The organism is Bdellovibrio sp. KM01 (assembly GCF_013752535.1).
GTDB lineage: Bacteria > Bdellovibrionota > Bdellovibrionia > Bdellovibrionales > Bdellovibrionaceae > Bdellovibrio.
Genome location: NZ_CP058348.1, coordinates 855188 through 881865, shown reverse-complemented (window position 1 = coordinate 881865; position 26678 = coordinate 855188). Strand labels below are relative to the sequence as shown.

The 26678-nt window shown below is 46.4% G+C and carries 28 protein-coding genes and 1 tRNA gene; 20 read left to right on the top strand and 9 right to left on the bottom strand.

Annotated features, from left to right (window positions below; all coding sequences use genetic code 11):
- The first annotated feature begins 5 nt into the window (after window positions 1-5).
- The 5 genes from HW988_RS04415 to HW988_RS04395 all read left to right on the top strand — a co-directional run bounded on the left by HW988_RS04415 (window position 6) and on the right by HW988_RS04395 (window position 4420).
- On the top strand, window positions 6-941 hold the full coding sequence (locus HW988_RS04415; RefSeq protein ID WP_181606379.1) for a phosphatidate cytidylyltransferase: 936 nt from the start codon (window positions 6-8) through the stop codon (window positions 939-941).
- The gene (locus HW988_RS04410; RefSeq protein ID WP_181606378.1) at window positions 938-1720 is read left to right on the top strand and encodes a lysophospholipid acyltransferase family protein; all 783 of its coding nucleotides are present in this window, start codon (window positions 938-940) and stop codon (window positions 1718-1720) included. The genes HW988_RS04415 and HW988_RS04410 overlap by 4 nt, the downstream gene beginning before the upstream one ends.
- Window positions 1701-2612 carry an MBL fold metallo-hydrolase gene (locus HW988_RS04405; RefSeq protein ID WP_181606377.1) on the top strand — a complete coding sequence of 304 codons (912 nt, stop codon included), beginning with the start codon at window positions 1701-1703 and terminating at the stop codon, window positions 2610-2612. Before HW988_RS04410 ends, HW988_RS04405 begins: the two co-directional genes overlap by 20 nt.
- A gap of 140 nt (window positions 2613-2752) precedes the next feature.
- Complete coding sequence (locus tag HW988_RS04400) at window positions 2753-3499, top strand: hypothetical protein (RefSeq protein WP_181606376.1); 747 nt, start codon at window positions 2753-2755, stop codon at window positions 3497-3499.
- Between the two features lie 99 nt (window positions 3500-3598).
- Window positions 3599-4420: a YihY/virulence factor BrkB family protein gene (locus tag HW988_RS04395; protein ID WP_255490199.1), complete on the top strand. Its 822-nt coding sequence runs from the start codon at window positions 3599-3601 to the stop codon at window positions 4418-4420.
- 3 nt (window positions 4421-4423) lie between these two features.
- On the opposite strand, the gene HW988_RS04390 is transcribed toward HW988_RS04395, so the two are convergent.
- On the bottom strand, window positions 4424-5785 hold the full coding sequence (locus HW988_RS04390; protein WP_181606375.1) for an alkaline phosphatase D family protein: 1362 nt from the start codon (window positions 5783-5785) through the stop codon (window positions 4424-4426).
- 238 nt (window positions 5786-6023) lie between these two features.
- Between HW988_RS04390 and HW988_RS04385 the strand changes: the two genes are divergently transcribed.
- The 3 genes from HW988_RS04385 to HW988_RS04375 all read left to right on the top strand — a co-directional run bounded on the left by HW988_RS04385 (window position 6024) and on the right by HW988_RS04375 (window position 7745).
- Window positions 6024-6100 (top strand) — tRNA-Arg (locus HW988_RS04385).
- Window positions 6101-6175: 75 nt separating this feature from the next.
- Window positions 6176-6562, top strand: a complete 387-nt coding sequence (locus tag HW988_RS04380) for a hypothetical protein (protein ID WP_181606374.1) — start codon at window positions 6176-6178, stop codon at window positions 6560-6562.
- A 112-nt stretch (window positions 6563-6674) separates the two neighbouring features.
- A complete protein-coding gene (locus HW988_RS04375) occupies window positions 6675-7745 on the top strand; it encodes an alkene reductase (RefSeq protein WP_181606373.1) in 1071 nt (356 codons plus the stop codon).
- A 31-nt stretch (window positions 7746-7776) separates the two neighbouring features.
- On the opposite strand, the gene HW988_RS04370 is transcribed toward HW988_RS04375, so the two are convergent.
- Entirely contained in the window at window positions 7777-9153 is a 1377-nt protein-coding gene (locus HW988_RS04370) for a hypothetical protein (RefSeq protein WP_181606372.1), read from the bottom strand.
- Between the two features lie 143 nt (window positions 9154-9296).
- Here HW988_RS04370 and HW988_RS04365 point away from each other — a divergent pair, with 143 nt between their 5' ends.
- A complete protein-coding gene (locus tag HW988_RS04365) occupies window positions 9297-10391 on the top strand; it encodes a DUF2252 family protein (protein WP_181606371.1) in 1095 nt (364 codons plus the stop codon).
- A complete protein-coding gene (locus HW988_RS04360; RefSeq protein WP_181606370.1) occupies window positions 10391-12196 on the top strand; it encodes a M3 family oligoendopeptidase in 1806 nt (601 codons plus the stop codon). The genes HW988_RS04365 and HW988_RS04360 overlap by 1 nt, the downstream gene beginning before the upstream one ends.
- A 45-nt stretch (window positions 12197-12241) precedes the next feature.
- On the opposite strand, the gene HW988_RS04355 is transcribed toward HW988_RS04360, so the two are convergent.
- Window positions 12242-13354 (bottom strand): glycosyltransferase family 4 protein, encoded by a 1113-nt coding sequence (locus HW988_RS04355; RefSeq protein ID WP_181606369.1) that lies wholly within the window; start codon window positions 13352-13354, stop codon window positions 12242-12244.
- A 197-nt stretch (window positions 13355-13551) separates the two neighbouring features.
- On the opposite strand from HW988_RS04355, the gene HW988_RS04350 reads away from it, so the two are divergent.
- Window positions 13552-13755, top strand: coding sequence for a hypothetical protein (locus HW988_RS04350; RefSeq protein ID WP_181606368.1), 204 nt, complete (start codon window positions 13552-13554; stop codon window positions 13753-13755).
- Here HW988_RS04350 and HW988_RS04345 read toward each other — a convergent pair.
- The 3 genes from HW988_RS04345 to HW988_RS04335 all read right to left on the bottom strand — a co-directional run bounded on the left by HW988_RS04345 (window position 13752) and on the right by HW988_RS04335 (window position 16417).
- Window positions 13752-14594 carry a serine protease gene (locus HW988_RS04345; protein ID WP_181606367.1) on the bottom strand — a complete coding sequence of 281 codons (843 nt, stop codon included), beginning with the start codon at window positions 14592-14594 and terminating at the stop codon, window positions 13752-13754. The two genes, HW988_RS04350 and HW988_RS04345, sit on opposite strands and share 4 nt — an antisense overlap.
- Window positions 14595-14716: 122 nt before the next feature.
- Window positions 14717-15136 carry a hypothetical protein gene (locus tag HW988_RS04340; RefSeq protein ID WP_181606366.1) on the bottom strand — a complete coding sequence of 140 codons (420 nt, stop codon included), beginning with the start codon at window positions 15134-15136 and terminating at the stop codon, window positions 14717-14719.
- 162 nt (window positions 15137-15298) lie between these two features.
- The gene (locus tag HW988_RS04335; RefSeq protein WP_142699191.1) at window positions 15299-16417 is read right to left on the bottom strand and encodes a DegT/DnrJ/EryC1/StrS aminotransferase family protein; all 1119 of its coding nucleotides are present in this window, start codon (window positions 16415-16417) and stop codon (window positions 15299-15301) included.
- Window positions 16418-16666: 249 nt separating this feature from the next.
- Between HW988_RS04335 and HW988_RS04330 the strand changes: the two genes are divergently transcribed.
- Entirely contained in the window at window positions 16667-17053 is a 387-nt protein-coding gene (locus tag HW988_RS04330) for a septal ring lytic transglycosylase RlpA family protein (protein WP_181606365.1), read from the top strand.
- 1 nt (window position 17054) lies between these two features.
- On the opposite strand, the gene HW988_RS04325 is transcribed toward HW988_RS04330, so the two are convergent.
- Window positions 17055-17540, bottom strand: coding sequence for a hypothetical protein (locus tag HW988_RS04325; RefSeq protein ID WP_181606364.1), 486 nt, complete (start codon window positions 17538-17540; stop codon window positions 17055-17057).
- Window positions 17541-17737: 197 nt separating this feature from the next.
- Between HW988_RS04325 and HW988_RS04320 the strand changes: the two genes are divergently transcribed.
- Both HW988_RS04320 and HW988_RS04315 read left to right on the top strand, forming a co-directional pair.
- The gene (locus tag HW988_RS04320) at window positions 17738-19282 is read left to right on the top strand and encodes a hypothetical protein (protein WP_181606363.1); all 1545 of its coding nucleotides are present in this window, start codon (window positions 17738-17740) and stop codon (window positions 19280-19282) included.
- 89 nt (window positions 19283-19371) lie between these two features.
- Window positions 19372-20025 (top strand): thermonuclease family protein, encoded by a 654-nt coding sequence (locus HW988_RS04315; protein WP_181606362.1) that lies wholly within the window; start codon window positions 19372-19374, stop codon window positions 20023-20025.
- Window positions 20026-20079: 54 nt separating this feature from the next.
- On the opposite strand, the gene HW988_RS04310 is transcribed toward HW988_RS04315, so the two are convergent.
- The gene (locus HW988_RS04310) at window positions 20080-20754 is read right to left on the bottom strand and encodes a hypothetical protein (protein ID WP_181606361.1); all 675 of its coding nucleotides are present in this window, start codon (window positions 20752-20754) and stop codon (window positions 20080-20082) included.
- A gap of 199 nt (window positions 20755-20953) precedes the next feature.
- On the opposite strand from HW988_RS04310, the gene HW988_RS04305 reads away from it, so the two are divergent.
- A complete protein-coding gene (locus HW988_RS04305) occupies window positions 20954-21412 on the top strand; it encodes a hypothetical protein (protein ID WP_181606360.1) in 459 nt (152 codons plus the stop codon).
- On the opposite strand, the gene HW988_RS04300 is transcribed toward HW988_RS04305, so the two are convergent.
- Window positions 21409-22158, bottom strand: coding sequence for a TIGR02147 family protein (locus tag HW988_RS04300; RefSeq protein WP_181606359.1), 750 nt, complete (start codon window positions 22156-22158; stop codon window positions 21409-21411). The two genes, HW988_RS04305 and HW988_RS04300, sit on opposite strands and share 4 nt — an antisense overlap.
- Before the next feature lie 153 nt (window positions 22159-22311).
- Between HW988_RS04300 and HW988_RS04295 the strand changes: the two genes are divergently transcribed.
- From HW988_RS04295 to HW988_RS04275, 5 genes are all read left to right on the top strand, one after another.
- Complete coding sequence (locus HW988_RS04295; RefSeq protein ID WP_181606358.1) at window positions 22312-22692, top strand: hypothetical protein; 381 nt, start codon at window positions 22312-22314, stop codon at window positions 22690-22692.
- A 331-nt stretch (window positions 22693-23023) separates the two neighbouring features.
- Window positions 23024-23986 carry a hypothetical protein gene (locus tag HW988_RS04290; protein ID WP_181606357.1) on the top strand — a complete coding sequence of 321 codons (963 nt, stop codon included), beginning with the start codon at window positions 23024-23026 and terminating at the stop codon, window positions 23984-23986.
- A gap of 137 nt (window positions 23987-24123) precedes the next feature.
- Complete coding sequence (locus tag HW988_RS04285; protein ID WP_181606356.1) at window positions 24124-25170, top strand: SDR family oxidoreductase; 1047 nt, start codon at window positions 24124-24126, stop codon at window positions 25168-25170.
- Between the two features lie 112 nt (window positions 25171-25282).
- Complete coding sequence (locus tag HW988_RS04280; RefSeq protein ID WP_181606355.1) at window positions 25283-25792, top strand: paraquat-inducible protein A; 510 nt, start codon at window positions 25283-25285, stop codon at window positions 25790-25792.
- On the top strand, window positions 25776-26603 hold the full coding sequence (locus HW988_RS04275) for an MlaD family protein (RefSeq protein ID WP_181606354.1): 828 nt from the start codon (window positions 25776-25778) through the stop codon (window positions 26601-26603). Before HW988_RS04280 ends, HW988_RS04275 begins: the two co-directional genes overlap by 17 nt.
- Window positions 26604-26678: the final 75 nt, after the last annotated feature.

Below are 26678 nucleotides of genomic sequence, written 5' to 3'. Positions count from 1 at the left end.
GATTCATGGATTTTCAACTTCCCATCACATTGAATATTCCGGCTGCATGGGAGTCGCACATATACCGTCAGACCGTGATGATCGTTCTTTCGATCATCTTCGGCTCCGGCGCTATTGTCTTTTTCTTTCGTAACAAGAACTATTACTTTGTGCAATCCTGGGCCAGCATCAAAAGCTGGCTTGTGGCGGCTCCCATCATGTTCATCGTTATGGGGTTGCCAACACCGTGGCCATTGATTTGCTTAACGTGCTTAGCAATCCTGGGTGCAAAGATCTTTTTCCAAATCATGGGTATGTTCCAGCGAAGCAATTTCGTTTTGATTTGCTATGCGGGCATCATCGGTTTGGCGGCTTGTATTTATTTTGATCGCGAAGATATCTATAATGTGATGCCCATGATTGTGTTGGGTGTCGCATGTTTGGTGCCGCTGATCCGTAACTCTTACAAGCGCATGATCCAGTACATGTCTTTGACGTTATTGGCGTTCATCTTTTTGGGATGGTCATTCATGCACTTGGGTTTGATCATGAAGTTCCCGAACGGAATTTACCAATTGATGTATTTGATCATTTTGACAGAGTTCTGTGACAACACGAACTTGGCCGTCGGACGTTACATCGGTGGCTGGAGACTTTTCCCATCTATCAATCCCCGCCGTACCGTGGGCAGTACTGCTGTCTCCATCCTCCTGACGCTGTTCCTGGCAGGCAGCATGCGCTTTTTGCTTCCGGATGGTTCTGATAAGTACTGGCTGGCTTCGGGCTTGATCGCTTCTTTGGGCGGTTTCCTGGGTGACCTGGTCATGACTGTGGTTCGCCGCGATGCTGGTATGAAAACCGTGGGTCCTTTTATCATCGGCCGAGGTGATTTCCTTCACCGTGTGGATCGTTTGATTTTTGTCGCTCCGATTTATTACTACGTGATGACGGTTTTATTATGAAGGATTGGGACTACGAAAACGAGCAGTGGACGAAGCTGCCGACTTATTTAAAACATTTGCCGCTTTTTACCCGCCACATTGATTTGTTCAGCGTGTGTATGCGTTTTTTGTGGTCCTTGATTCTTAAGAACATCATCTTTAAGTTTTACATCCGCCTGAAAGTCACAGGCGTGCCATTTAAAACTGTTTATGAAAAACATCCCAAGCTTATCATCATCAGCAATCACGCAAGTCACTTGGATGCGGTTTCTATCGCTGCCTCCATCCCACGCCGTTACTGGTTGAGTGTTTATATCGCAGCAGCGAAGGATTATTTTTTCTCAAATCCCCTGTTCATGTTTTTCTCTCAGCACTGCCTGGGAGCTATTCCTATCGATCGTAAAGATCGCAAGGGTGAAGCCGTCAATTTGATCCTGAAACTTTTGACGGAACTTCCACGCATGTGGCTGATCATTTTCCCAGAGGGCACTCGCTCGCAAACGGGGAAAGTTCAGGAATTTAAACGTGGTGTTTCTATTTTTTCTGAAAAAACTCAGACACCGATTTTGTTCACATACCTTGAAGGAAACGCGGATCTATGGCCAAAAGGTCAGTTCTTTGCAAAGCCCGGTCGCTTGGTTTTGCACGTTGGTCCCGTTCATCCTCCCGGCCCGATTCAAGAGGTGTATGCTGCTTATAAGAGCTGGGTGATGAGCTTCCTGCCAGAAGCCTTCCCTACCGAAACACCAGCCAGCCCCCCTGAGATCAAGGAGACTTCCGATGACAGTTCAGCAGAATAAATTTGAAGTTGAAAAAGCACATTTGAAAATCGGCCCCTATGAAGTGTGCCCGGTGCCCACGGGTATCTTTGGCTTGGACGGTGGAGCGATGTTTGGAACAGTTCCCAAAGTTTTGTGGGAAAAAACCAATCCCACTGACGACAAGAACCGCATTCAAATGGAAGCTCGCGGTTTGCTTTTAAAATCCCCTGGCTGCAACGTTCTGATCGACACTGGCAATGGAGCCGACTTCGTTGCCAAGTACGGTGATAAGCTGGGCAACAAGTTTGCGGAAATGTATGGCATGGACCAAAGCGGTCCCACCCTGATGAAGTCCCTTAAGGCCCATGGTTTAAATCCTGAAGACATCCATCATGTGATTATCACGCACTTCCACTTTGACCATGCCGGTGGTGGAGTGACGGAAAAAGATGGCAAGCTTGTTCCTACGTTTCCCAAAGCCACTTATTGGGCGCAAAAAGGAAACCTGGAAGTTGCCAGCCACCCGAACCTGCGTGAAAAAGCCAGCTACTATGCTGCGAATTTTCAACCGCTAATCGATGCGGGTGTCTTAAAACTTTTGGATGGTCCAACTCAGAATTTCATTCCTGGAATCTCCTGTATTATTTCAAATGGTCATACTCAGTCCCAACAAATTATCCAGGTTACGGATGGCCAAATCGGCCTGATGTATTGCGCTGATATGGTACCCACGAGCACTCACGTGAAAATTCCGTGGTTGATGGGTTATGATTTGCAGCCCCTGGTTTTGATGGAAGAAAAAAACCAATATCTGGGCGAAGCCGCGGATAAAAAGTGGTATCTCTTTTTTGAGCATGATCCCTACTGTGACGCTGCTTTGATCGAACGAAATGGACATGATTTTGCGGTCCAAAAACGATTCTGGTTGTAACTGACGAACTTTTTACCTCTTTTCCAACAGTGTTCATAAGCGCCCCAAATGGGAACGCTCTATTTTGAGAACACTGTTTTGTTTATCAAAGTTCCCGCCGATAGTGTTGTTATGCTGATAACATTTACGAGAGGGACACCATGAGAAATTTACTAGTTCTAGCAACACTCAGTTCATTTATGATTTCCTGTGCGACGATGAAATCCTGGATGGGATCTAGCGAAGCTCCTGCGACACAAGAACAGCCAAAACCAACAGACCCATTGGATCTGTCTGATCCAGATGCCGCCAGAGAAACTCCTGCTGCGGGTGGCGAACAAGCCGCTGCGGAACCTGCTCAAGAAGGTGCCGAGCTTTCTAATCACTCCGATCCGTATGTTACAGAAGCTGCCAGCGATATCGCTGCTAAAACTCAAGGCCCTGCTGACAACTCAGCTGGCGACTCTCAAAACTTGCCACAAAAAACTGTGAACGAAGAAATGGAACGAGCAGCTCCAAGCTGGCAAGGTGAACCAACACCGGCTATCGCCAACGTTGCACCAGAAGAACCACAAGTTTATGGCTCTTCATCATTTGATTCGCCTCGCAAGAGCTCTAAGCTGCCAGCTAAAAAAATGGCCGCAACTAAGAGCAAAAAAGAGGTCGCTAAAAAACCTAAAGTGGATTGCAAAAAGGTAGCGAAGGCAGGCAAGAAGGCTAAAAAGAACGACGTCGCTTTCTGTAAAGCCGAGAAAAAAGCTCTAGCAAAAGCGAATGCTAAGAAACCAAAAGTAGACTGCAAAAAAGTTGCTAAGCTTGGCAAAAAAGCAAAAAAACCAGATGTCGCTTTCTGTAAGGCTGAGAAAAAGAAAAAGGGCACAAAGAGCCGCGTGGCTAGCAAAAACTAATCACGACAGTTAACAAATAAGTTTCATAAAGGGATGCCAGACCGGCATCCCTTTTTTTTATGCCCTTTTTCCAAAATAGCCGTTATGGTGAAGGAAGGAATGGCAGCAATGGTCGGCAAGATTACAACGAATTTTAAAAACTTCTGGGGCGTCATCAAAGACACTGTCCAACAAATGCGGGATGGTGAACTGGCATTGGTGGCAAGCTCCCTTTCGTTTTCTACGATCCTGGGAATGGTGCCTTTTCTTGCAGTCGTGACGGCAACCTTTCAATCCATCGGTGGCTTTGAAGCTCTTTATCCCAAAGTTGAATTCTTTTTGCTAATGAACCTGCGTGAAGCGGCCGGCAGTGATTTAACAAAATATCTGCGCATCTTTCTAAAAAATATCAACGCCGGAAAAGTCGGAACAACGGGTGCGGTGTTTTTATTCATCACTTCTTTGCGCCTGTTGCACGATATGGAAGTCGGCATTCACCGCGTATGGAACCAGAAAAACACCCGTCCCTTTTACAAACGCCTGATCTATCAATGGGTCCTTATTCTTTTGATCCCCGTTTTCCTGGCGATCTATGTGGGCTTCAATACTTTGGATCAATTCCAAGTGGTTCGTAAGCTTTTGCCGACAGGATTCATGAATGGAATGGTCTTGGTGGGAAGCCTGTTCCTGATTTACAAATTAGTCCCCGACCTTCCTGTTCACTGGCGCTCGGCCTTTGTAAGCTCCCTGTTGGGGGCTGCTGGGATGTTCGGAGTGCACAAAGGCTTCTCCTATCTGACATTAGGAGTTTTCAACTACAATAAAATTTATGGCTCCTTTGCTGCAATCCCCATCCTGACCCTGTGGATCCTTTCACTGTGGTACGTGATCTTAGGCGGCGTCGCCCTTTGCGCGAGCCTGCAAAAACGCCACATCACCTAGCACTTAAGTTTCGATTCTTAACGGAGCGGAAACAGTTGGATAGATTCCGGTCGCCGTCGCGCACGACACATCCAACTCCATCGCTTTTGCTGCGACCTGTGGCTTCACGATAAAAAAGTTCGATTCACCATAATAAAACAACTGCCCGACTTCTTGAGATCGACGCAACCATTCACCGACAGATGAACTGTGAATCGCGCTCGAAGTCAGTTCGTACGTGTTCAATCCGAAAAAATCTTTGGAAAGATATTGAATCTGGGAGTAATGAACATCGCCCGTCACAAAAACGACTGGCTTCATGTTTGCTTTGATGACGTTTCTAAGGCGTTGCAAAGATGGAAGTCCTCCCCTTTGAACACTTTCGCCAACAGGAGCATATTGCACGAACTGAACGCCGTTCATGATCCACGCGGGATTTGAACTTGCGAGATAGTCTTTAAAGAACCAGTCTTCCTGTTGCTCGCCCCACTGAGTGACTTGATTTACCAGGAAGCTGCGATCATCCAGAAAGTGGAAATCAATTCCGAAAGCTCTTAAGCGAAATGCAACACCCGGCCCATAGCTAAGACGTTCATGAGTCTCTGGCATTGGATAAAAAGACCTAAAGATCGCTTTCATCTGATCGCGATAAGGATTGGTCGCATCACCGTTATTCTGCCCATAATCGTGATCATCCCACATAGCCAAAGTTGGAACCAAAGGTTCCATCTGATAAAGATCCACGGTTCTCCACGTTTCCACATAGCGAGCCAGAGCGGAACTGGGTTCCTCGGGAGTTTTGAATACAGAACCCACGCGCGAGTTGCTGTAAACGATGTCACCGATAAAGAAAATCGCATCGGTTTTCGCTTCGTGAAAACGAGGATAGATGTATTCCTGTCCTTCGGTTTTACGGAAGTTCGCGCAGGAAGCGACAGCCAGATTCGGAGAGGCTTGATTCATATCAAGGCCTTTCAACGAACGCACGTCCACCAAACGGCTTTGATTGTAAACGCCAATCTGACTGTAAGCCGTTGGCGAAAGACCCGTGACCTGCAGGCGATACAAAGTGAACTGACTGCCCAGATCATCAGCGCGCAAAAGTTGCACCGAGAGGCCCGTGTTGTTTTGTGAATCAAAAGTAAGACTCTTCGGTCCCATCACAACAACCAAGGCGCTCGTTTCGTCAGCCCATGTCTGCAACATTGGTATTCTTCTGCCGGCAGCTAGCTGCCGTTCAAGATCAAGCGCCGCCTCCGCCACGTCTCCAGACTCATTGGCAGTCAGGGCTTGGGCTTGGGCTTTGGCAACCCACGCAGCGGGAGCCAAGGCTGCCAAGTATTGAAGAAACTTACGACGAGGAAGATTTGCTTTGATGAATTTCATAGGCGTCGACTTGACCAATGAATCCAGGGGCTGGCAACTGATTTAGCTTTACGAATGCTCAACCTTGGAAACCACCGGTTTACATTCCAACTGCGGTCATCAGCTATTTGGGAGTCACGGTTTACGGGGTACTTTCTATACGTTGCAACGCATTATGGATGAAAAAGTGCGGTCATGGGCTTGGAATTTGGGAATCAATTTGCTAGTTTGTGCCCCTTCGGCGATATTAACGCCAAGTGGTTCCGTAGCTCAGCTGGATAGAGCATCTCCCTTCTAAGGAGAGGGTCGTACGTTCGAGTCGTACCGGAATCACCATTTTCCTCTCTGCCGCTTCGGTCAGTGTTACTGCCATCCATGGAAGTAATCCCTTAATAGGGGTATATTGTTGCTATGAAACTATTTATCACAGCTCTTCTTCTGACTTTTGCCTCTTCATTTTCTTTTGCTGCCCCGGGGGAGACGGATGTTGATCCTGATTCACTTTCTCAGGATGCTGATGGGAATTTTGTGGTTTGTACGCTGACAGATGGTAGGTCTTTTCAGGCTACGACCTGGTTGGTGATGGTTGATAATTTGATTCTTTCGAAAAAGCCCACTCGGGCTTATGTGACTGCTACTTCGGAAAATTTGGAGTTTAAAGACTGGGCTTACCGCGTGCTCGTCAGTAAGCAATTCTCGGCTGCGGGTGGAATTCAGTCGGTTCGTATCGAACATTTGAAGCCTTCAGCACCTACTGAAAATGTTGAATGCATCGAGAAAAATACAGCTACGAAATAAACATTTCCTTGTTGTAAATTAGTTCTGGGACCTAGTTAAATATCAGCTTGTCTTTTTTTAAAGTGTGCTCATTATTGTTACTGATTGTATTCACACTTTGAAAGGATCCGTTATGAGCCGTCCTCTTTTTGAACCCATTCAACTGGGCCGTATTAAATTACAAAATCGTCTGGCGATGGCACCAATGACTCGCTCTCGTGCGATTGGAAATCTTGCGAACGATATGATCGCTAAATATTATGCCGACCGCGCTACAGCTGGGTTGATTATTTCTGAAGGTATTTCTCCGTCACCAAATGGTTTGGGCTATGCCCGTATCCCGGGACTGTTCAATCAAGAACAAGCTGCCAGCTGGAAAAAAGTCACAGATGCTGTTCACGCCAAAGGTGGACATATCTTTGCACAACTAATGCACACGGGCCGGGCCTCTCATCCTGATAATTTGCCTCCAGGAGCCAAAATAGTGGCCCCATCAGCGATTGCCCTGTCTGGAAAAATTTGGACTGATACCAAGCAAGAGCAGCCATACACCACTCCGAATGAAATGACGACGGAGGAAGTAAAAGCCACGATTCAAGAGTACGTTAAAAGTGCGGAGCTTGCGATTCAAGCAGGTTTTGACGGCGTGGAACTTCACGGTGCGAATGGCTACTTGATTGAGCAATTCTTAAATCCTAAATCCAACAAGCGCACAGATATGTATGGTGGTTCCGATGAAAATCGCATGCGTTTTGTTTTGGAAATCGCCAAAGGTACAGTGGAAAAAATCGGCGGTGACCGTTTAGGCATTCGCGTTTCTCCCTACGGCGTTTTCAATGATACAGGTCCTTTTGAAGGTATCGAGAAATTCTATTCTACACTTGCCCAAAAACTGTCCGACTTAGGATTGGTTTATATTCACGTTGTTGATCACAGTGCGATGGGTGCTCCTCCCGTAAATCCCGAAATCAAAAAACTGCTTCAGCAAAATTTCAAAGGCCTTTACATTACATCCGGCGGCTATGACGAAAAAAGAGCTGAGCAAGATCTGTTGGATAAAAAAGGTGACCTGGTCGCCATCGGGCGTCCGTTTATCTCTAATCCCGATCTTGTTGCGAAATTGAAAGAGGGAAAACCTCTGACTCCCTATGATCACACGACCTTCTACACTCCCGGCGAAAAAGGTTACAACGACTACAAATAAAAAAAGGTCCCGCAAGGGACCTTTTTCTTTTCTACTTTTCGTAAAGTCGGGTCAACTTACCGACATCATAAATAAATAACTTTGAACCAATCAATGCTCCAGAAATCAGCGTCTTACCATCCGGCGTGATATCCAAAGCCGTCGGCTGAGCTCCCCCAACCAGGGTGAAAACCACAGAGCCATTTTGAGTGTCGATAACGTCCACTTTCCCCATGATTCCTGCATTCACCGATGTATCTCCTTCCGTAGATGTCGTTCTTGCCGACACATACAGATAGCGATTCTGAACCGGATCTAAAACAATCGTGTTCGGGTGTGCCAAAGGCCATTTTTTACTCGGGAAGTTCGGATGATCTTTAGGGTAGTCCTCAAGAACCAGAATGTTTTTGGGACCCGTCGCTGTTTGGAACGGAACGAAAAGCTCCTGCCACAATGTCGCTGGCAAAACGACGTTCGGTCCTTTTTCTGGCAACGCCTCCACCACAGACATAAGCTTACGCAAATCAATTCGCGAAATGGCATTGCCACGCATATGACTTAGATAAGCAAAATTGCCGTCACGGGAGATCACGATATGGCGAAGATTTAAATCTCTGCCGACGGTGTCTTTACTGATCGGAGCCAATTCTGCAACCTGCTTGTGTTCAATGGAATCCACGATGAACAGACTTCCCGTTTCTGTTGCCAGAACCAACGCGTACTTACCGTCAGGAGAAAAGGCCACTCCCCTTGGAGCAATTTTATAACCATGATTCACAGGTGGCTTAAAGTGTGAATTCAAATCGATCTTTTTAACAAAGTATGAATCCCCTTTTAACACACCATCATCTTTCAGATTGGTGATATCCAAAACACTGATGTCGTCAGAAAAATAATTGGCAACATAGATAATCTGCTGAGGATTTCTGATGCGGGAAAGCACCGGACGAGTCGCAATAATTTTTGCGCCTTGCCCGAATACGGGAATATACTTTGCGATCTTTTGAGTCTGTGCGTTTACGACCGTCACCAAGCCCTGGTCTTTATAGATTTCCGACCCAGAATCGCCCTCCGCCCGGGCAATCAATGCCCATTTGCCGTCATAGGAAAAGTCCACCTCGGTGTTCGCCAAAATACCTTTGCGCATACCAACTGGCGTGATCAAAGTTTTAGACAGAGTCATTTTTTCAAGGTCATAGATCGAAGCAGTAGGAACTCTTTTCTTAGTTTTGGGATCGATCTTTCCACACATTTCCGCCAGATAAAGGTAACGCCCATCGGGAGCGACCTTGGCGCCTTTGGGTTGACAGCCGGTTGGAAGAGTCGTTTTAAAGAAATCTTTGGTGCTTAAAGCGTTTAAATCGCTCGCCGAGGCGCCTGCCACGCAAGAATATAAAGCCAAGGCCACGGTAAAAATCTGCCGCTTCATGGGGTTCTCCTTTGAAAGTAAGCCAGGTTTATTGCGAGATCGGCTCGGTCTCAATTGACCATCTTGTAACGTGCTAAATGCCAACAAAGTCTTAACCAAAGGTCACCTTGCCTTCGGATAACGGCTTTGTTAATTTGACCGCAATGAAAGCAACACTTCTGATATTCGCACTCTTAATGGTCTCTGGAGTTCCAGCTCATTCGGAAAACTACGCAACAGTCATGGGAGCTGAGTGGCACCATGAATCAGGTCTATTTAATGCTTTCCGCGCGAACGCGCCTCATTACTGGAATTGGTTGAAACAGCAAAGTTCAGCAATGTTGGCAATTCAAGGTGTCGTGGTCGGAGATCCCCACATCCAAAATTTTGGTGACGTGCAACTGGCTGGCGGCGGCCGTGAATTTACTTTGATCGACATTGATGATGGTGGAGGCAACGCTCCGTTCGCTGGAGATTTGATTCGCTATGCAGCGGGAAACCAAGTCTCTCCGTTTAAAATTCCCCTGTCCCAAATCTTTGATGCTTACATCAGCGGACTGCAAGGACAGATGTTAGAAGAGCCGGAAGTACTACAAGACTCCCTCGCCCATACAGATGCGGACTATTTTAAACGTCAGACTAAATATCTGAATAAAATGACAGAGCAGAATCGATTTTCTTCCAAAGCGAAATTGACTCCTGTGGATCAAGCGCCCGCTTCGGTTCAAAAGTTATTTCAAAACTCCCAAGCAGTCTTTGAATCCGCGATGAATGGCTATCAAATTTTGGATACCGGTTATAAAACAAAGTTCAGCGGTGGAAGCCAGGGACTGCCACGTTTTTGGTATCTGATCCAAAGAAATCAAGAGCGCTACATTATCGAATTCAAATTTGAAGCTCAAGCGGCCACGTCTTATTATTCCAATCAGGGCGAACCTGAACAGCGTTTTCCTTATGTCGCACAAGTTTATCGCCCCACTCGTGCGGTCTATGGTCCCTATAAAATCGTGACGACTCCTGGTGGACAGTTCTTAATGCGCGCTCGCTTTGACGCTTACTTGGATTTCGATCCGGAGGAAGCCGACGATGGGCACAGCATTCAGGACGGTGAAAAAATGTCTTTGTACATCGCAAACCGCCTGGGACGCTGGCACGGACAGCAAGCCAGTGCCGCTACACTCGTAAATGTTTTAAATTTTGATGAATTCAAGATCTTCGTGAACAGCTACGTCAACCTTATGACGAAAGAGAATAACTAATGAACGGCCCTACTTGGAACATTGAATCAGTTTATCCGACCCTCACTTCTCCTGAATTCCAAAAAGACTGGGATCGCGTGACCGAAGAGCTTGAATCTTTGCAAAAAAATATTGCCGAGATCAAAGCGGACTTGCAAAAACCAACTGATAAAACCATCACGCACATTCAAAATATTCTGTTGGCTTATGAAAAATGCGTGATCACAGCGGCGACAATGTCGACATACGTGAACTGCCTTCTATCTGTAAACTCCACGAATACAGAGGCGAAAACAAAGGAATCTGAAATTCAGATTTTCTTTTCTAAATTATCCCAAGCGATCATCCCCTTGAATTTGATGATTCAAAAATGTGATGAAAGCACTTTCAATAAAATCCTGGATCACGACCACATCAAGTCCTACCGCTTTAGCTATGAGGAAAAGCGCAAAAAGGTGGCTCATGCTTTATCAGAACCTGAAGAGCTTTTGATGACCAGCCTTGAGGTTTCCGGTCATACCGCTTGGGGCAACCTATACGACGAACTCAGCGGCAATATGCGCGTGCACTTGAAGTATGCCGATCGCACGGAAACGGTGGGTCTTGCCAAAGCCAGCGCCTTGACGAAAACCGCAAACGAAGCGGACCGTAAAGCGGCCTGGATCGGCATTCAAGAAGCTTGGGCTGAGCACCAGCACAGTGCTGCTGCCATCGTGAATGCCCTGGCCGGCTGGCGCATCGAGGACGCGCAAAAGCGCTCACATACCAAGGCCATGTCTTTCATGGATAACCCTTTGAATGACAACCGCATCACGCAAAAAACATTGGACGCGATGATCAGCGCTTGCCGCGCTAACGCCAAAGACATTCAAAAAGCTGGTTTGTTAATGGCGAAAGTAATGAAGAAAAATAAATTGGAACTGTGGGATCTTATGGCCCCAAGTCCGATCGCTGCTTCTGCAGATGCCGTTCCCTTTGAGCAAGGCGCTAAAATCGTGAAAGACTCCTTTGCTAACGTCTCCCCTGAAATGGCGGACTTTGTGCAAATGATGGTTGATAACAACTGGATCGAAGGACGTGTGTTGCCGAATAAGCGTACGGGTGCTTACTGCACAGGCTTCCTGGCAAAACGCGAACCTCGCGTTTATATGACATACATGGGTTCGAACAGCGACATCGGGACACTGGCTCATGAATTGGGACATGGTTTTCACTCGTGGGTGATGCGCGATATGTCTTTGGGAGAAATGGATTACCCAATGACTTTGGCGGAAACGGCTAGCGTTTTCGCAGAGACCGTTTTGGGCGACGCTTTGATGAGCACCTCTGGCTCCCGTGAACAAAAAATTGAAAATGCCTGGGGTGATCTTGAAAGCGCAATGGCGTTTTTGATCAACATTCCGGTTCGTTATGAATTTGAACGTAAATTCTATGAAGCCCGTCAAGAACGCACATTAAGTGCCGACGAGCTTCGCAGCCTTATGGGCAGCGTGTGGAAAGAATGGTACGGTGACAGCACAGAAAACGCTGACGAGCTTTTCTGGGCACACAAACTTCATTTCCATATCGCGGGTTTAAGTTTCTATAACTTCCCTTACACATTTGGCTATTTGTTCTCTTTAAGTATTTATGCCCGCCGCAAAGAATTGGGCGCGGATTTCATGCCGAAATATAAAGCGATCTTACGGGATACTGGCAGAATGTCAGCGGAAGATTTGATTCAAAAACATCTGGGCGAGGACATCACTCAGCCGGCTTTCTGGCAAAAATCGATTGATGTCGTGAAAGCAAAAATCAATCATTTCGAAACTTTGATTTCAAATTAAGAAATTAAAAAAGGCGCCGGATAAAACCTGCGCCTTTTTCTTTTGCTATTTTTGATCCGCCTGAAGAGTCTCCAACAGCCGCTGACTGACTTTGGAAAAGTCGTATTCACTCAGGGCCTTTTCCCGCCCGCTATGAGCGATCCTGGCACGCAGATCCCGGTCCTTATAAAGAGTTAAAATCTTTTCCGCCAACTCCACATGATTACCTGGCTTAAACATAAAGCCCGTTTTACCCTCATCAACGATATCGACAACTCCGCCTGCTTTGGAAGCGATCACCGCCACCTCTGAGGCCATGCCCTCGATAATCACTCGACCAAAGGTTTCCGCATCCGAGCTCATGACTAAAATATCCAAGGACGCTGCAATTTGCGGAATATCACTGCGAAAGCCCGTAAAGATAACATGCTCTTCTAATCCCAGATCATGACATTGAGATTTTAGATCATTCAGCGCACCGGGTTCGTTCAACGTTTCTTCGCCGACCAGAATGATTTTAAAATTAGAAATATTTTTCTTAAGATCAGCCGCTGCTTTTAATAGAACACTCTGCCCCTTGGCCTTATCCAGGCGCCCGATCAAACCAATCAGCAAAGTCTGATCGTCATTGCCCCATTGCTTACGAAGCAATGAATCGCGGCGAACCGGATTAAACCAGTTGGTATCCACTGAATTTGGAATCACCACAATCTTTTCCGGCGCGATCGGAAGGTGCTCGATAAGGTTCTGGCGATGAACTGGTGTCAGTGCGATCATGTGTTGAATACGATTGTACACCCAGCGGTGATAGCAATCTTTTTTGGAAATCCCCACAAATGTGTGGGAAACACCGACGACTTTGATCTTAGTAAAACCCAGAAGCGCAATGCGAACAGCAAACAAGTCTCTAAGTTGTTGTACCAACACCGTTGAAACAGCGTGGGCTTTTAGAAAACGTCTTAACGTTGTTAGATTTCGGAGGCTTTCTGAAATGCCCGGTGAGCATTCTAAAACTTCACAGCCGATTTTTTTCAGGCGCAGCGCCAACGGGCTGCCCACAGTAGCCAACGTTACACATTCTAGATTTTTATTTTTAAGCAATTCCGCTGTCTCAAAGGCGACCATTTCCTGACCACCCCATGAAGCTGACAAACAGACTTGCAAGATCCCTGCAGACATCTCACTCCCGAAAGATACAGCCTAAACTATTTTTTCGGTTTTACGAAGAGATACATGAACTCTGTTTTCGCGGGGCAAGATCTGAGTTCTTTCCACATACTACCCTCTGAAAGACCAGTAGTTCATTAAAATTCCCAAAGAAATGTACCGCCATTCTACAATGAAAACTCACCTCACTCTTGGGAGAAGGCACATCCATGCAGTTTCTGACGACAATTAAAGAAACCGTTCTGAAATATTATGAATTTATCAAGGAAATGGACGAAATGATGATCAGTCGTTTGCGTGGTGAAGATGAGTTCGATAGACCAAAAAAAACGGAGCACAAACGTGCTCCGCGTAAGAATCATGTCAGCGTCGAAGATCTTCGACCGCAGAAGAAGTCCGAAGAAGCCTCTTAGTGATGAAGCTGGCAACCAGCTACGTTCACATCTAGTTCATTGTACTGATTCAAGCACGAGTAAACCCAGAAAGTTTGCTCGCCATAAGAATAACCACGGTAAGCCTTTTTATGACCGTTCTGGTCGATCTCACATGGGTTATTCATTGTACACATTTCGCCAGAATCGCTCCCCGTGTTGTTAACTCCGATGACTGTGCGAGTGTCTTTTTGTACGATTGGAGAACCTGAAGTTCCACCGATCACCTGGCAACCAGGGCGTGAATAGCGGATAGAATCCTGCCAAGTGAAGCCTGCTTCTTCCAAGTAAGGAATGAATGCTTCGATTTCACAAGAGTAACCACGTTTCCAGTATCCAGAGATCACTTCAATTTGCGTTTTTTCAACTGGACGTTGAGAAGCCAGCAACAATGGATTCACAGAGTATTTGGATTTAATTTCAGCATACGTTTCTGCCAATTTGTAAATCGTCATATCTGTTTTAGTCATTGAAGAGTACACGATCGTCGTCGCATTCAAACGACCTACAACTTCCATACCTGCGTTGAACAGTCTGAAAGTACGACGGCTTGGTTTACCGTAAACGTAAGTTCCTGGTTTTGGAAATCCAGTTTCCAAGCAGTGACCATTCGTCAAAACCAAAGCGTTATCTGTGTCGCGTGAGTTTTCCAAACGAATCAAAGATCCAGAACAGTTATCCAATCCAACAATCCCCTCGAAGTTGTATTGGGCTGTGAAATTTTCCGGCAAAGACACCAATTGGTGTGCGCCCGGAAGTGGCAATGCGTGGGCAGTTGCCGCTACTGTCATTACAGCTAGTAAAGAAATAATAAGTTTCATATGTTCCCCCCGGTTCAAAAGCCTATCGATAAGGCCTCGAAGTCACAACGGAAACATCAAAAACGCGGCGCATATACTGCAATTTTGGCAGGAATTTGCCGGGACCTATCCCGGCTTTTCTTTTATTCAATCGTCACTTTTGCTGGCTCAGAAATAATGACCTGGTAAGGAGCCCCATCGTCCATCGATGCCGTGATATACGCCTTTAAGTAGCCCATCGGAAAAGTGTTGCTCTTGAAACCCGCGCGAATCACGATCAAGTAATTGACTCCAAACACACCACCGCTTTGACCTGATTCAACAACGAAAATATCTTCCATTTCAATTTTGTCGGCGATGAAGTAATCCGGATTTTCGTTTTTAATCGCACTCACATATTTATAAAGTGGTGAGCCTGCGTTCTGCATTTCTGCAGCATAAAGATCTTTAAGAGCTTGTTCATAATTGGTGCTTCCAGAAACAATTCTTTCTGCGAAATTTGCCGCGTGAGCGCTTACCGTAAGACCCAAAACCATCGCGATTGACATCATCATCGTTTTCATAAATTCTCCCATAAGGTTCGTTATGGGTCGTTTATAGCAAAGCGCCGCCCTTCGTAAAATAGAACGATTGGAAGGATGATTTGCGAATTTTTGAAGGATAAAAAAAGCCCCGTGTACCTTGCGATACCGGGGCTTAAGACTCTTTAAGTTGAATAAAGCAAACTAGAAGCTTTTCTTAACCACGTCGACAACGTATTGAAGTTCTTCTGGAGTGATATACGCAAAACATGGAAGGTTCAATACAGCTTGAGAGATGTAGTGAGCGTTGCCATTGTCAATTTTACCTGCCAAATGGTTTTGAGCGCCAGATTGCATGCTCATCGCGCCTGGGTAAATAGTTCCGTAGCCTACGTTGGCTTTTTTCAAGTTCTCGATCAAAGCCGGACGAAGTTTTGGATCGATCATCGCCACTGCACAGTAACCGTTCTCAGTCACAGTGGAAGCCGCGCGAACTGGTTTTAGTGGCAAGCCTTTCAACGACTCTTCATAGAATTTAACAGCGTTCATACGAGATTTGATACGAGCGTCGATGTGTTTCAAAGACATGTTCAAAAACAATGATTCGTAAGCACCGATACGGGAATTCCAACCGATCATACCATGAGAGTAGTGATCCGTACGACCGTGGTTGATCAAAGTGCGGCAGTTTTTAGCGTAAGTGTCGTTTGCGGTGAAGATCGCGCCCGCATCACCTGAAGCACCCAAAACTTTTGCTGGGTAAAAGCTCGTCGTGGAAATTTCGGCAGTTCCCAAAACAGATTGGCCAGAAATTTCTGTGCCAAAACATTGAGCACCGTCTTCGATCAAAACAACGCCGTTGTCTTTTGCGAATTTTCTGATTTCCAAAGTTTCTGGAGTAACCCAACCATAAAGGTGAACCATGATGGCAGCTTTTGGTTTAAATTGCTCAACTGCTTTTTTGAAAGTCGCCAGATCCCAGTGGCAGAATTCTTTATTCACATCCACAGTCACAGGGTTGGCACCCACGTTCACAACCGCTTCGAATGTTGCCCAGAAAGTCATGTCTGGAACCAGAACTTTATCGTTCTTTTCAACCCCCACTGCGCGAAGGGCGATTTGAATCGCATCTGTTCCGTTAGCGCAACCGATAGCGTGTTTTGATTTGGTGTAAGTCGCAAGATTTGCTTCCATCTCGCCAACAATTGGACCGCCTACGAATTGAGTTTTATCAAAAAGATTAGCAACACCTGCCAAAAACTCATCGCGGAAACCAGGTTCAAAACGGTTCAAAGTAATAAATGGAACTTGTTGAATGCTCATAAGTACTCTCTCATCCAAGGTTAAAAAATAAGTCGTATGCAGATATTTTCCGCTAAGATTTTAATTTGTGCAATCAAGGGCTGTGCGTCGCGTGGCTGAAGCACTGTAGCTTTCTCCACACGAGTGGTGCTTATAGACAACACAGAGAGGGATTTTAGAACCAATTGCGAGGAGCACTCCCTTAGGCAATGGTCCAGGCGGCGGCAGACGAAGAATCAAGTAGAACGCCGCGGATGCCGACGAGAAGGTATGCAAAGATTCACGCGCCTTTACATTCTGCTTTTGACTCTGGGGTTTGGCCTCCCGAGTTGCGCTAGCGCTCTGCACACAGGCAGCACTGTCAAAGGCAGGGCTTCCTGGTATGGCGAAAGCCATCAGGGCAACCGCACCGCCAGCGGCGAGAAATTTGACCTGAATCAGCTGACTGCGGCCCATCGTACATTGCCAATGGGCTCGATGGTGAAAGTCACCAGTCTTAGCACTGGCAAATCCGTCACCGTTCGCATCAATGACCGCGGCCCTTTCACTAAAGGTCGCATCCTTGACGTCTCCCAGGCCGCAGCTCAAAAGCTTGGCTTTATTCAAAAAGGCACGGACCACATCAAGATGGAAGTTGTCTCCATCCCTGGCCAATAACTTATTTCAAAGCCGTATCCACACCTTTTAAACAAGCCACCTCCACCATCAAAGGATCCAGGAACAATTGAACGTTGTGAGGATTGTGCCCGATATTTACGACCTCGATGCAATGATCGATGAGGTCATTGATAATTTGCCCATGAGCAATTTTGCACTCTGCAGGCGTAGGGTTTGGATTTCCCGGGATGACCTCTTTGCAGATTCTCCAATTGGTGTTGCGCATTTGCACCGCCCGATCTCGGATCGAAACTTGCAACTGACCACGTTGTTTTTCCAGCTGACACATCTGAATCGCATAAGGACGAATTTGATCATCCGGCCAATCAACAATTTCACGAAGTTTTGGAATATAAACGTCGTTGATAACTTTATTCGTGCAGCTAAGAGCTGGCGTGATAGGGGTTTGAGTGGACGAGGTGGTGGCTGCATGAGAAGCCACTGAAACCAAGAATACACAAATGGCAGAGAGCATTGCTTTTTCCATAGGGGACTCCTTTGACTCCATACTGTCCCTTTCCAGGGGAGTTTTCCCCCAGCCCCTGGTCTAGAAATTGACTACCTGACAGACACTGTCGAATAAACTAAACGCCGTGAACACCAAGTTCGTTTTAAGCTGGTAACAATATTGCAAATGACAATGTATTGAATCAGCGGAATTCAGACGTTGCGGGGGAAAACTGTATGAAAATGAGACTTCTTGGTTTAGCCATCACGAGTGCAGCACTCATCGTTACATTCCAGAACTGTGCACCGAATGCTCACTTCTCAAGCGCTGTGAATGCAAGCTTAAGCGGTGGCGGTGGCAACGCCGAAGCCAAAGTCATTCCTGACATGCTTTTAGAAACTAAAATGAATACCGCAATCGATTTTCAAGCCGATCAAACTCGTGCCCCGATCGCTGATAAAATCTCGTTCATCGCTGCCAACCAAGGTGCCGCTTTGAACGGTAAAATCGAAGTGACTGACAAAAGCACTTATAAATTTAAATACACTCCAAACTATGGCTTTCGCGGTAACGACAATATCATCGTGTCTGTCACAGATAAAGATGGCGTGACAATCCAGTTTACTGTGAAAGTCAGCGTCGGCAACAGCTTCACAACATTCCAACCGGCTTTAGCAATCCGCGGGATGGGTTGCATCCAATGTCACGCGCAAGTCGCGTCTAATATCATTACTGATTTTGGTTACGGCTCCAGCTACTTTATGGGTCAAGGCTCTCCAAGCGGTATCACTTGGACAAGTGGTTCCGTTTACGGAGACCACGGCAACAGCTTTAACACGATCTCTATGCCAGCTGATAAAAACGTGATCGTGCCACAGGCCAATTTGCCTGCAGCCATCGCGACAGCAGCTAATGCGACGACGTTAACTGCTTACATCAAAGCTCAGCTGGCGAGTTCCGCTTATGCAACAACCAAAGGCGCGCAAGTTCTGACTAAGAAAAGCGTCTATATCGGGGCGCCGACAGACGCCAACATCACGACCGCTTTCCAAATGGCGGCTTCTGAGCGCATCAAGTATTTCAAAGACGCTGCAGACTCTGTTGCTTTGTCAGGTTTAAAAGACCAAGGCACCTTCTTCCAAAACAGTGGTGAACTTGCGTGTGAAGGTGACGTGGCGATTCGCGGTCCATTGCTTTTGGATAACGTGACGATTAAATCCCGCACAGGTTGCCGCCTGTATGTAGTGGGCTCCGTCTTTATGTACGGCGCTATCAACTATTCAAACAACGACACGACTCGCAACTTGCAAATTACCAGCAGCAAATCCATCAGCATGGGCCTGGGCACAGTTAAAAAGAATGGCAGCTTCTGCGACCCTTCTGATCGCTATGCAACCAACACGGCAAGCTATGGTACTTCATCTTTGGTGAATCGTTATTCAACATTCTGGACAGTCCCTGGAAACTTCGTCAGAAACTCGACAAGCCCGAAAGCAACAGGCGATGCAGTGGTGGCTGAGGCCGCTTTGATCGAAGCTAAAAACGGTCCTCTGTATGATGCGGTTTGCCGCACGGAAGGTCGCAACGTGTCCTTTGAAAGAATCCTATTGAATGCACCACTGATTCACAGCCGATACGAAGGCAACGTATCAGGAACCGTGATCGCTGAAATCTCGATCATGAGCTTAAATATGTTTAAGTTCTCATATGACGAAGTCTTCAACACCGTACCGGTCTTCCCTTTCCTGGATAAGTCCGTGTACCTGGATATCGTCGATTAGGACTGTCTAAAATCCTGACGTTCACGCATTCTTTTCCAAAGGAGGAGTTCACATAGGCTCCTCCTTCAGGTCTTGATACAAAGACCGTTATGAAATCACTTCGCTGCCTTTTATCTCTTCTCATTTTCTTTCCGACCCTTGTATTAGCCTACACCCTGCACGGCACCGTGGTGAACGTTCATGACGGTGATACACTGACAGTTCAGTCTGGCAATGATCGCTTCAAGGTGCGCTTCCTGGGCGTTGATACGCCGGAAGTCGACTACTTCGGCAACACCCAAGGTGAGCCGGCTGACGTGGCCCGTGATTTCGTTGCAGGTCTGGTACCAGTGGGAAGCAATATCACGGTCATTTATGACGAGAACGGCCACGACAAACACAACCGTATCCTGGGCCGAGTGATTTATAACGATGTTGAAGTGAATCTGGAAATCCTGAAAGAGGGCTGGGGCTACATGTACTTCATCTACCCTTTTGAAAAGGGTTTGATCACGGCTTACAGCCAAGCTTCCAAGTTCGCCGTGGATAACCAAAGAGGTTTGTTTTCTGCGCGCTACTCGAATGTCCTTGCGCCCTATGATTTCCGTATGAAATCACGCAACCTGACCGGCACTAATTTTGTCGGAGATATCGAAACTAAAATGCTTTACTATCCGGAAGACAGTTACAAGATTCCGGTTTGGCGCAGAGCCTTTTTCTCGGATAAGAACCTAGCTTACAACAATGGTTACAAGTTCTTCTAAATAAAAAAGCCATCCGCAGGGATGGCTTTTTTCGTTTTGGCACCTCTCTGGAGTTTACTCCTTAGGGCCAATCGTTTCTTTTACTTTGATGGTCTTTTTTATCTTGGCGTCTGATGACAACGAAAGGTCTTTCGCCGTCAGGACCTTTTTGTTTTTAGGACTGTATAGCTCCAAAGTCTCCCATTTACCCGGAGATCCGCCCAACAGGTTGAAACTGATATTCCCCTGTCGATCCTGCTGTAAAGGCAATGTCGCCTTGACCTGAGCTTTAGAAGTGAAGTCCAAAACCATCTTCACCGTACCGACAATGCGACCGTCTTTAGACTCATCGGAACAGTCCACACGCAGATCAGACTTTTCAATTTCAATCTGTTTAAAGGACAGACAATTCAACTCGCCCGCCGCCATCCAGATTTTAGAACTTCTGACATACTCATGAACTCGCGGCTTTCTGTCTTCGCCAGAGGATTTAGAAACAACCACCACATATTCCGGCAAGGACAAGACCGCGGAGATCTCTTCCGAGACCAGGTCATTCGGAAAACCCAAGGCTTCTTTTTTGCCGGTGCGGGAATCAACTTGCATGAACACGCGCTTGTCAGGATCCGTGTCTTCGACAACGACGACCACTTTTCCTTCGTGAATGTTTGAGGCGGCTTGAATCACCGCAGTTGCTTTCGCCTGTAGACCTATCAATAGAACAAACATACTAGACAATAGAATTCTCATCAGTCGACTCCATGGTGTTGATACTTTTTATGAACTCCTAGTGTCGCAGACTCCTTCTACTTGATCAAGTTACCTTGATTTTTACTATACCTAATGACCTCTGCTTCCTAACAGGGTCGCATGACTATGTTTTCTGGGCCCTGGACTGAACGCCATTGGCTTTCGATGCTAATAATTCTGTATTCAAAGGAGAGCAACTATGTTGAAAAAATCAGTCCTGGCTGGAATCGGCATCCTCTATTTCGCACACTATGCCTCTGCTGCTTGCGGAGACCTTTCCAAAAGAGAGTTTAAAGGAGACGAAGCCGTCACGCTCGGTTACATTCTAAAGAACTCAAACATTGCGACCAAAACGTATAACGGTGACGATACCACTTGGACCATCACGGATCTTCAGTGTGTGCAGACCAATCGTGGCATCCTGCCTGATACGATGCCCGCCTATAAATGCACTCCCCCCGCTAGCGTAGGTCCTATTACCGCAAAGGCCTTATTCGATGCTTTATCTGAAATGGGAGTCATGCCCGACGGAACCACAGGCCACGTGACCGAGGTGGCCAAAGACATTAAATGTACGATTAATAAAAATGGTACCGGCGGCACGGCAGTCAATCCGACTTGCTCGATGAAGGCCGCCTGGGGCGATGAGTGCGGTTAGTTCTTTTTATGGTGTGGTAATTGGGGACCACTCTCGGTCCCCTCTTCATTGATCATAGAAAATAGCGAGTTCTGAAAACATACCAATTGATCAGCGTCTTCACAATCAAACTCTGCGATAAACTCTTTTTGAAAAGCACGTAACTTTGCAATCGCTTCTTCCATGCGCTCAGCCTTCATACGCATAAAGGTTGCCGCATACTGACGTTTTGCCTTTGGCACAACATCATAAGAGCGTTCCAGAATCTTTACGACCTCCAGATGCATAGCCTTCGCATCCGGTGCCTCTGGCGTGCGAGCCTCCAAGGCAATCAAATCCTCAGGGCTCATACCCAGGATGGGAGACAAGGCCGCCACCAGCTGCGCGCGATTTTCGAACTTTTGCAGCTTATTACCTTCGTTCAAGACGAAGCGTGCGATGGCATTATTCTTTTCACCCTGAAGCTCGTTTAAAACCATGATACGCAAATGATTGCTATCGATGGACTTTTCATACTTCACCAGATTTGAAAAGTGCGTTTTTTCGTTTTCGTTAAATTCAAAATAGTCTGAAATGGAATCCGCAAGCTTATCGCCGATATGGCGCTTGCGATTTAGGATCATAGACAATGCCGAGGGATGGGAAAGCCCCAGTTGACGAGTCCATACCGTCAAACTCCACCCTACTTTATTCTGACTCTTCCAGGCATTGTAGTCTGCAAGAAACTGCCTGTAGTCTTTGTATTTAAGGATTTCAGCCTTTGTCATATGGGCCTTATATATACCTTAAAAATCGATACCTTCCCTCATTTTGCTGGGCTTTCACAAACCTTGTGAAAGCTTTTCCTGAACCGTCTCTTGTTTGGTCACCTCTTTTGTGTCAAAACTATCCCACTCTCACCACCTTAAAGGGGGCTTACAATGAAGCTGTTGCTGTCTATATTGCTTATGGCGCCTTTTTTCGCGTCAGCTGCGACTGAAATCATTTATAACCGCTCAGCTAACCCCTATGTTCCCGAACGCGGCTATGTTACCCGCGATCAGGTTTGTATTGATGAAGACAACAATACCGTTGAGGCTTCTTTACCGGGTCAGGCCCCAGTTAAAGCTTCTTTGACTGCGACTCGTGAGGTGTGTGTTGAATGGAATCGCTCAGATTCCGCTCATCCTGTCTGCACTAAAAAAGCTAACAAAGAAGTTCAATTGGGTGATAGCTATACTCAGTATTTGTACGATGCCTCTGACTACCGTAAAGAGCGTCCGAATGTTCGTGTAAAACGAATCGAAGCTTGTATTAAGTAATCTAAATCCGAAATTATTCTATAAAAAAAGGCACTGGCTTTATACCCGTGCCTTTTTTTTATTCTGCCTTGCAGTCCAGGATGTATCGATCCGGGAATTTATTTTCGCTGCGATTCCTCAGATTTATTTTCGAAAATGATTGAATGTAGAAACAAACTGAAAAAAGAAAAAACATCTTTTTCATTTCTTGATATTACTGTGAACAGATTAGACAAAAACAAAATCTGTTTTTGTCGCCAGATTTTACAGGACCATTTTTCCGGCCTGCCCCCCATTTTTATTTTCGGCGATCCCCACTATTCTGTTTCAGGACCGAATAACCGGAGGAAAAATGAAACTACTTACTTCGTTACTAGCACTCACCCTAACAACAAGCTTGATAGGTTGTGGCAGTAACTTTCAAACTGCTGAACGTTCCTCTACCGATGACTCATCTTCGCTAAGCGCACCGACTGTGTCTGAACCTAAAATGGCTTCTCAGGCCATGCTAAGTGATCTAAATGAACAACTGGCAATCCAAACGACAAGCAAGCTCTCTGCATCGCAAATCAATGCGATCGTGGCCAGCGCACAAATGGCGTTGGAATCTGCTAACCTGGGTAAAAGCAACGACCTTGCGGCCATCATCCCCGTTATCATTCAAGGAGCAACAACAGGTGTTGGTACTTTGAATATTGCGGACCTCGTTAAAAAGTCGAATCTTTTGGCTTTGATCGGCGACAGCACTTTGAACTCTCTTGTGAATCTTTCCCAAGACGAAGTTTCCACTAACCTTATTCAAACGGTGACTTCGGCTTTGTTTGCTAATCTTAAGCTGGCTGGAGTTTCTTCGGGTAGCCAGGCAACCGCAGCTAACACCATCATCCAAGCGCTTATTGGTAAACTGAGCGGTAAAGATTTTGATGTCAGCAGCCTTGCTACTGTTATCGAGAGCCTTGCAAAGGGTTCGGTATTAGGTTTAGGTAAATTGGGCAACTCTTCAACTGTGTTGCAAACCATCCTTAGCAGCTTGGGTTCTGGTTCATTGCCAGGATTGAATCAATTGATCACCCAATTGGGCTCTTCAAACAATGCATCGACGACTCTGCAAAACTTGATTGCCGCTTTTACTTCTGGATCTAATTCTGGCTTGGGCGCGATCGTGGGCAGCGGTTCAGGCTCATCAACTTTGGCGAAAACACTTTTGACGGCACTTATGGGGGGTATCAAAATCGCTGGAGCAACCTCACCAACAGCCTCTGTAGTCACTTCTATCGTAAGTTCTTTGTTGGGATCCTTCTTGTCAAAAATCTAAATCATAAAATCTGACAAACAACACAGCCCCCGTGTCTTAGGATGCGGGGGCTTTTTTGCTTTATGACACTGGCTCTGCGGAGACCTTCACCCTTCCTCTAAAATGACATTATAAAGAACAGGGAAGAGAGGTAATCCATGAGCTCATTTACACGAACACTCTTCAGAAACATCGGCTTGGGACTCTTAGCTGGATATGGTTACTCGGTGATTCGCGATCAATTGCGCTATCGCTCTCTTAAAAACTCAGTGGTGGTGATCTCCGGCGGCTCACGGGGATTAGGATTGGTGATGGCTAAAGAGTTTGCCCGCCAGGGAGCCTCACTGGCTCTCCTCGCCCGCGACAAGGCAGAACTGGAGCGCGGTCAGAAAATTGTCGAGCTCGCGGTGCCGGGTGCCAGTGTTTTGATCCTGGAGTGCGATTGCACAAAGCCAAATCAAGTGGACAACGCAATCAGTGAAGTCATGAAAACATTTGGACAGATTGACGTGGTCGTTAACAATGCCGGAGTCATCTCGACCGCTCCGTTTGAAAATACCACAAAAAAAGATTTCGAAGATTCTCTGGACACCCATTTCTGGGCTCCGTTCTATATGAACCGGGCTTGCCTGCCTCATCTTAAAGTCGGTGCTCGCATCGTGAATATTTCTTCAGTGGGCGGATTGCTTCCTGTGCCCCATCATGCGGCCTATTGCACAGGGAAATTTGCTCTGCGCGGATATTCGCAAAGTCTAAGACTGGAGTTAATGAAAAAGGGAATCTATGTAACGACCGTTTGCCCAGGCCTGATGCGTACGGGTTCTGCCCGGAATGCACGAGTGAAGGGGCAATTTAAGAAAGAACACGCGTGGTTCTCCCTAATGGCCTCGGCCCCACTCATCACTATCAGTGCCGAAAAAGCCGCAAAACGAATCGTAGCCGCGACCAAAACAGGACAAGCTGAAATCAGCGTCACTCTGACTTCCAAATTGGGATCTCTAGTGAACGCCCACTTCCCTGGCTTTTATGCAGACCTGGGATCTTTAGCGAATCTCCTGCTTCCCAATCCTACGGAAGATATCAGAACGACTAAAGACGGAAAGGATGCTGAGTCCTTCATATCACCATCCTTCCTGACCTCCATGGGAGACCGGGCGGCTGAACAAAACAACGAAATACCACCACAAACAGATCAGTTGCATTGAAGAGAGGTGACTGATGTCTACCTCCAATAGAGAAGAACGTTGTAAAATTTGTGGTGAGCCTCTTCCCACTTCTGGGAAAGAGCACTTCGTCATTTGCGAACAATGCGGGACCATGAATCGTCTTGCTATATTTTCTTCTCCAGAAGTAAGTCTGGCATTCGCTTTATCTGCATTAATTCTTTATATTCCCGCCAATATATTTCCGTTCATGACCTTAGAGGTCTATGGAAACAAAAATACAGCAACGATCTGGGAAGGAATTGTCACGATGAGTGACACTGGTTCCTGGGGCATTGCCGCCATCATATTCCTGGCCAGCATGGTTATTCCACTCGCGAAACTTTTGATTTTATTTTATCTGGGATTGACTGCAAAAAGCTCTGCTCACCGAAAGTTCCGAACGCGTTTGTATAATACGGTGGAAGCCATTGGACGCTGGTCAATGCTGGATATTTATCTTTTAGCCGTGCTGGTAGCGATCATGAAAATGGGGCCCTGGGCTCATGCTGAACCTGGCCTCGGCTCTTGGATGTTTGCACTTGTGGTGATCTTTACAATGATTTCTTCCGCCTACTTTGATCCTTCAACAATATGGAACGATTCGTATGATGAAAAATCTTAAAGCTACTTGGTTCGTTTGGTTATTTCCGCTTTTTGCTGTCATCCTGTCTGGATACTTACTGTTGGAATTCTATCAGCATCGCGGTCCCGAAGTGACCATCACCTTTGAAGAAGGCACGCGCATTCGTCCCGACAAAACCGAGATCCGCTTTCGTGGTGTGCGCGTCGGAGTGGTCACAAGCGTACGCATTTCTGATGATCAGAAAAGTGTTGAGGTCCATGCCCGTCTGGAAAAATTTGCGTCTGATTTTGCGAATGAAGGAACCAAATATTGGCTGGAAAGTCCCCGCATCAGCTTCGAAGAAATTCGCGGCCTGGATACCCTGGTGGAGGGAAGTTATATTTCCGCAGTTCCAGGTACTGGCAGCAGAACTAAAAAATTCGTCGGCAGATCTGGGACGGAATTAAAAAATCCTCTGGAAGAGACTGCATTGTTTAAACTGGAAACGCGAAATCTGGATTCCGTCAGTGACGGCGATACGATTTTCTATCGCGGCATGAATGTGGGCTCCGTCACGAAAGTGGCTCTTTCGAAAACCGGGCAAACTATCAGCGTTCACTTTCGTGTTCCGTGGGAGTATGCGCGTCTGGTGCGGACCAACACAGTATTTTGGCGCAAGGCTGGATTCCAGGCAAAGTTAGGACTATTCAATTCTTTTGTAAAAATGAATTCCGTAGATGCACTTTTGCGTGGTGGGATTGAACTGGCGACACCAACGAATGCGGGCCCGAAAGCCAAGCCAGGAACTACTTTCGCTTTGGTGGGTGAAGCCCCCAAAGAAGCCGACAAATGGAATCCTGTTTTAGAGTGACGTTAATCAACACTGGGCTATGAATGAGTCCAGTTTATGAACCCTAACAATTCACTCAAGGTTTACTAGCTCTTA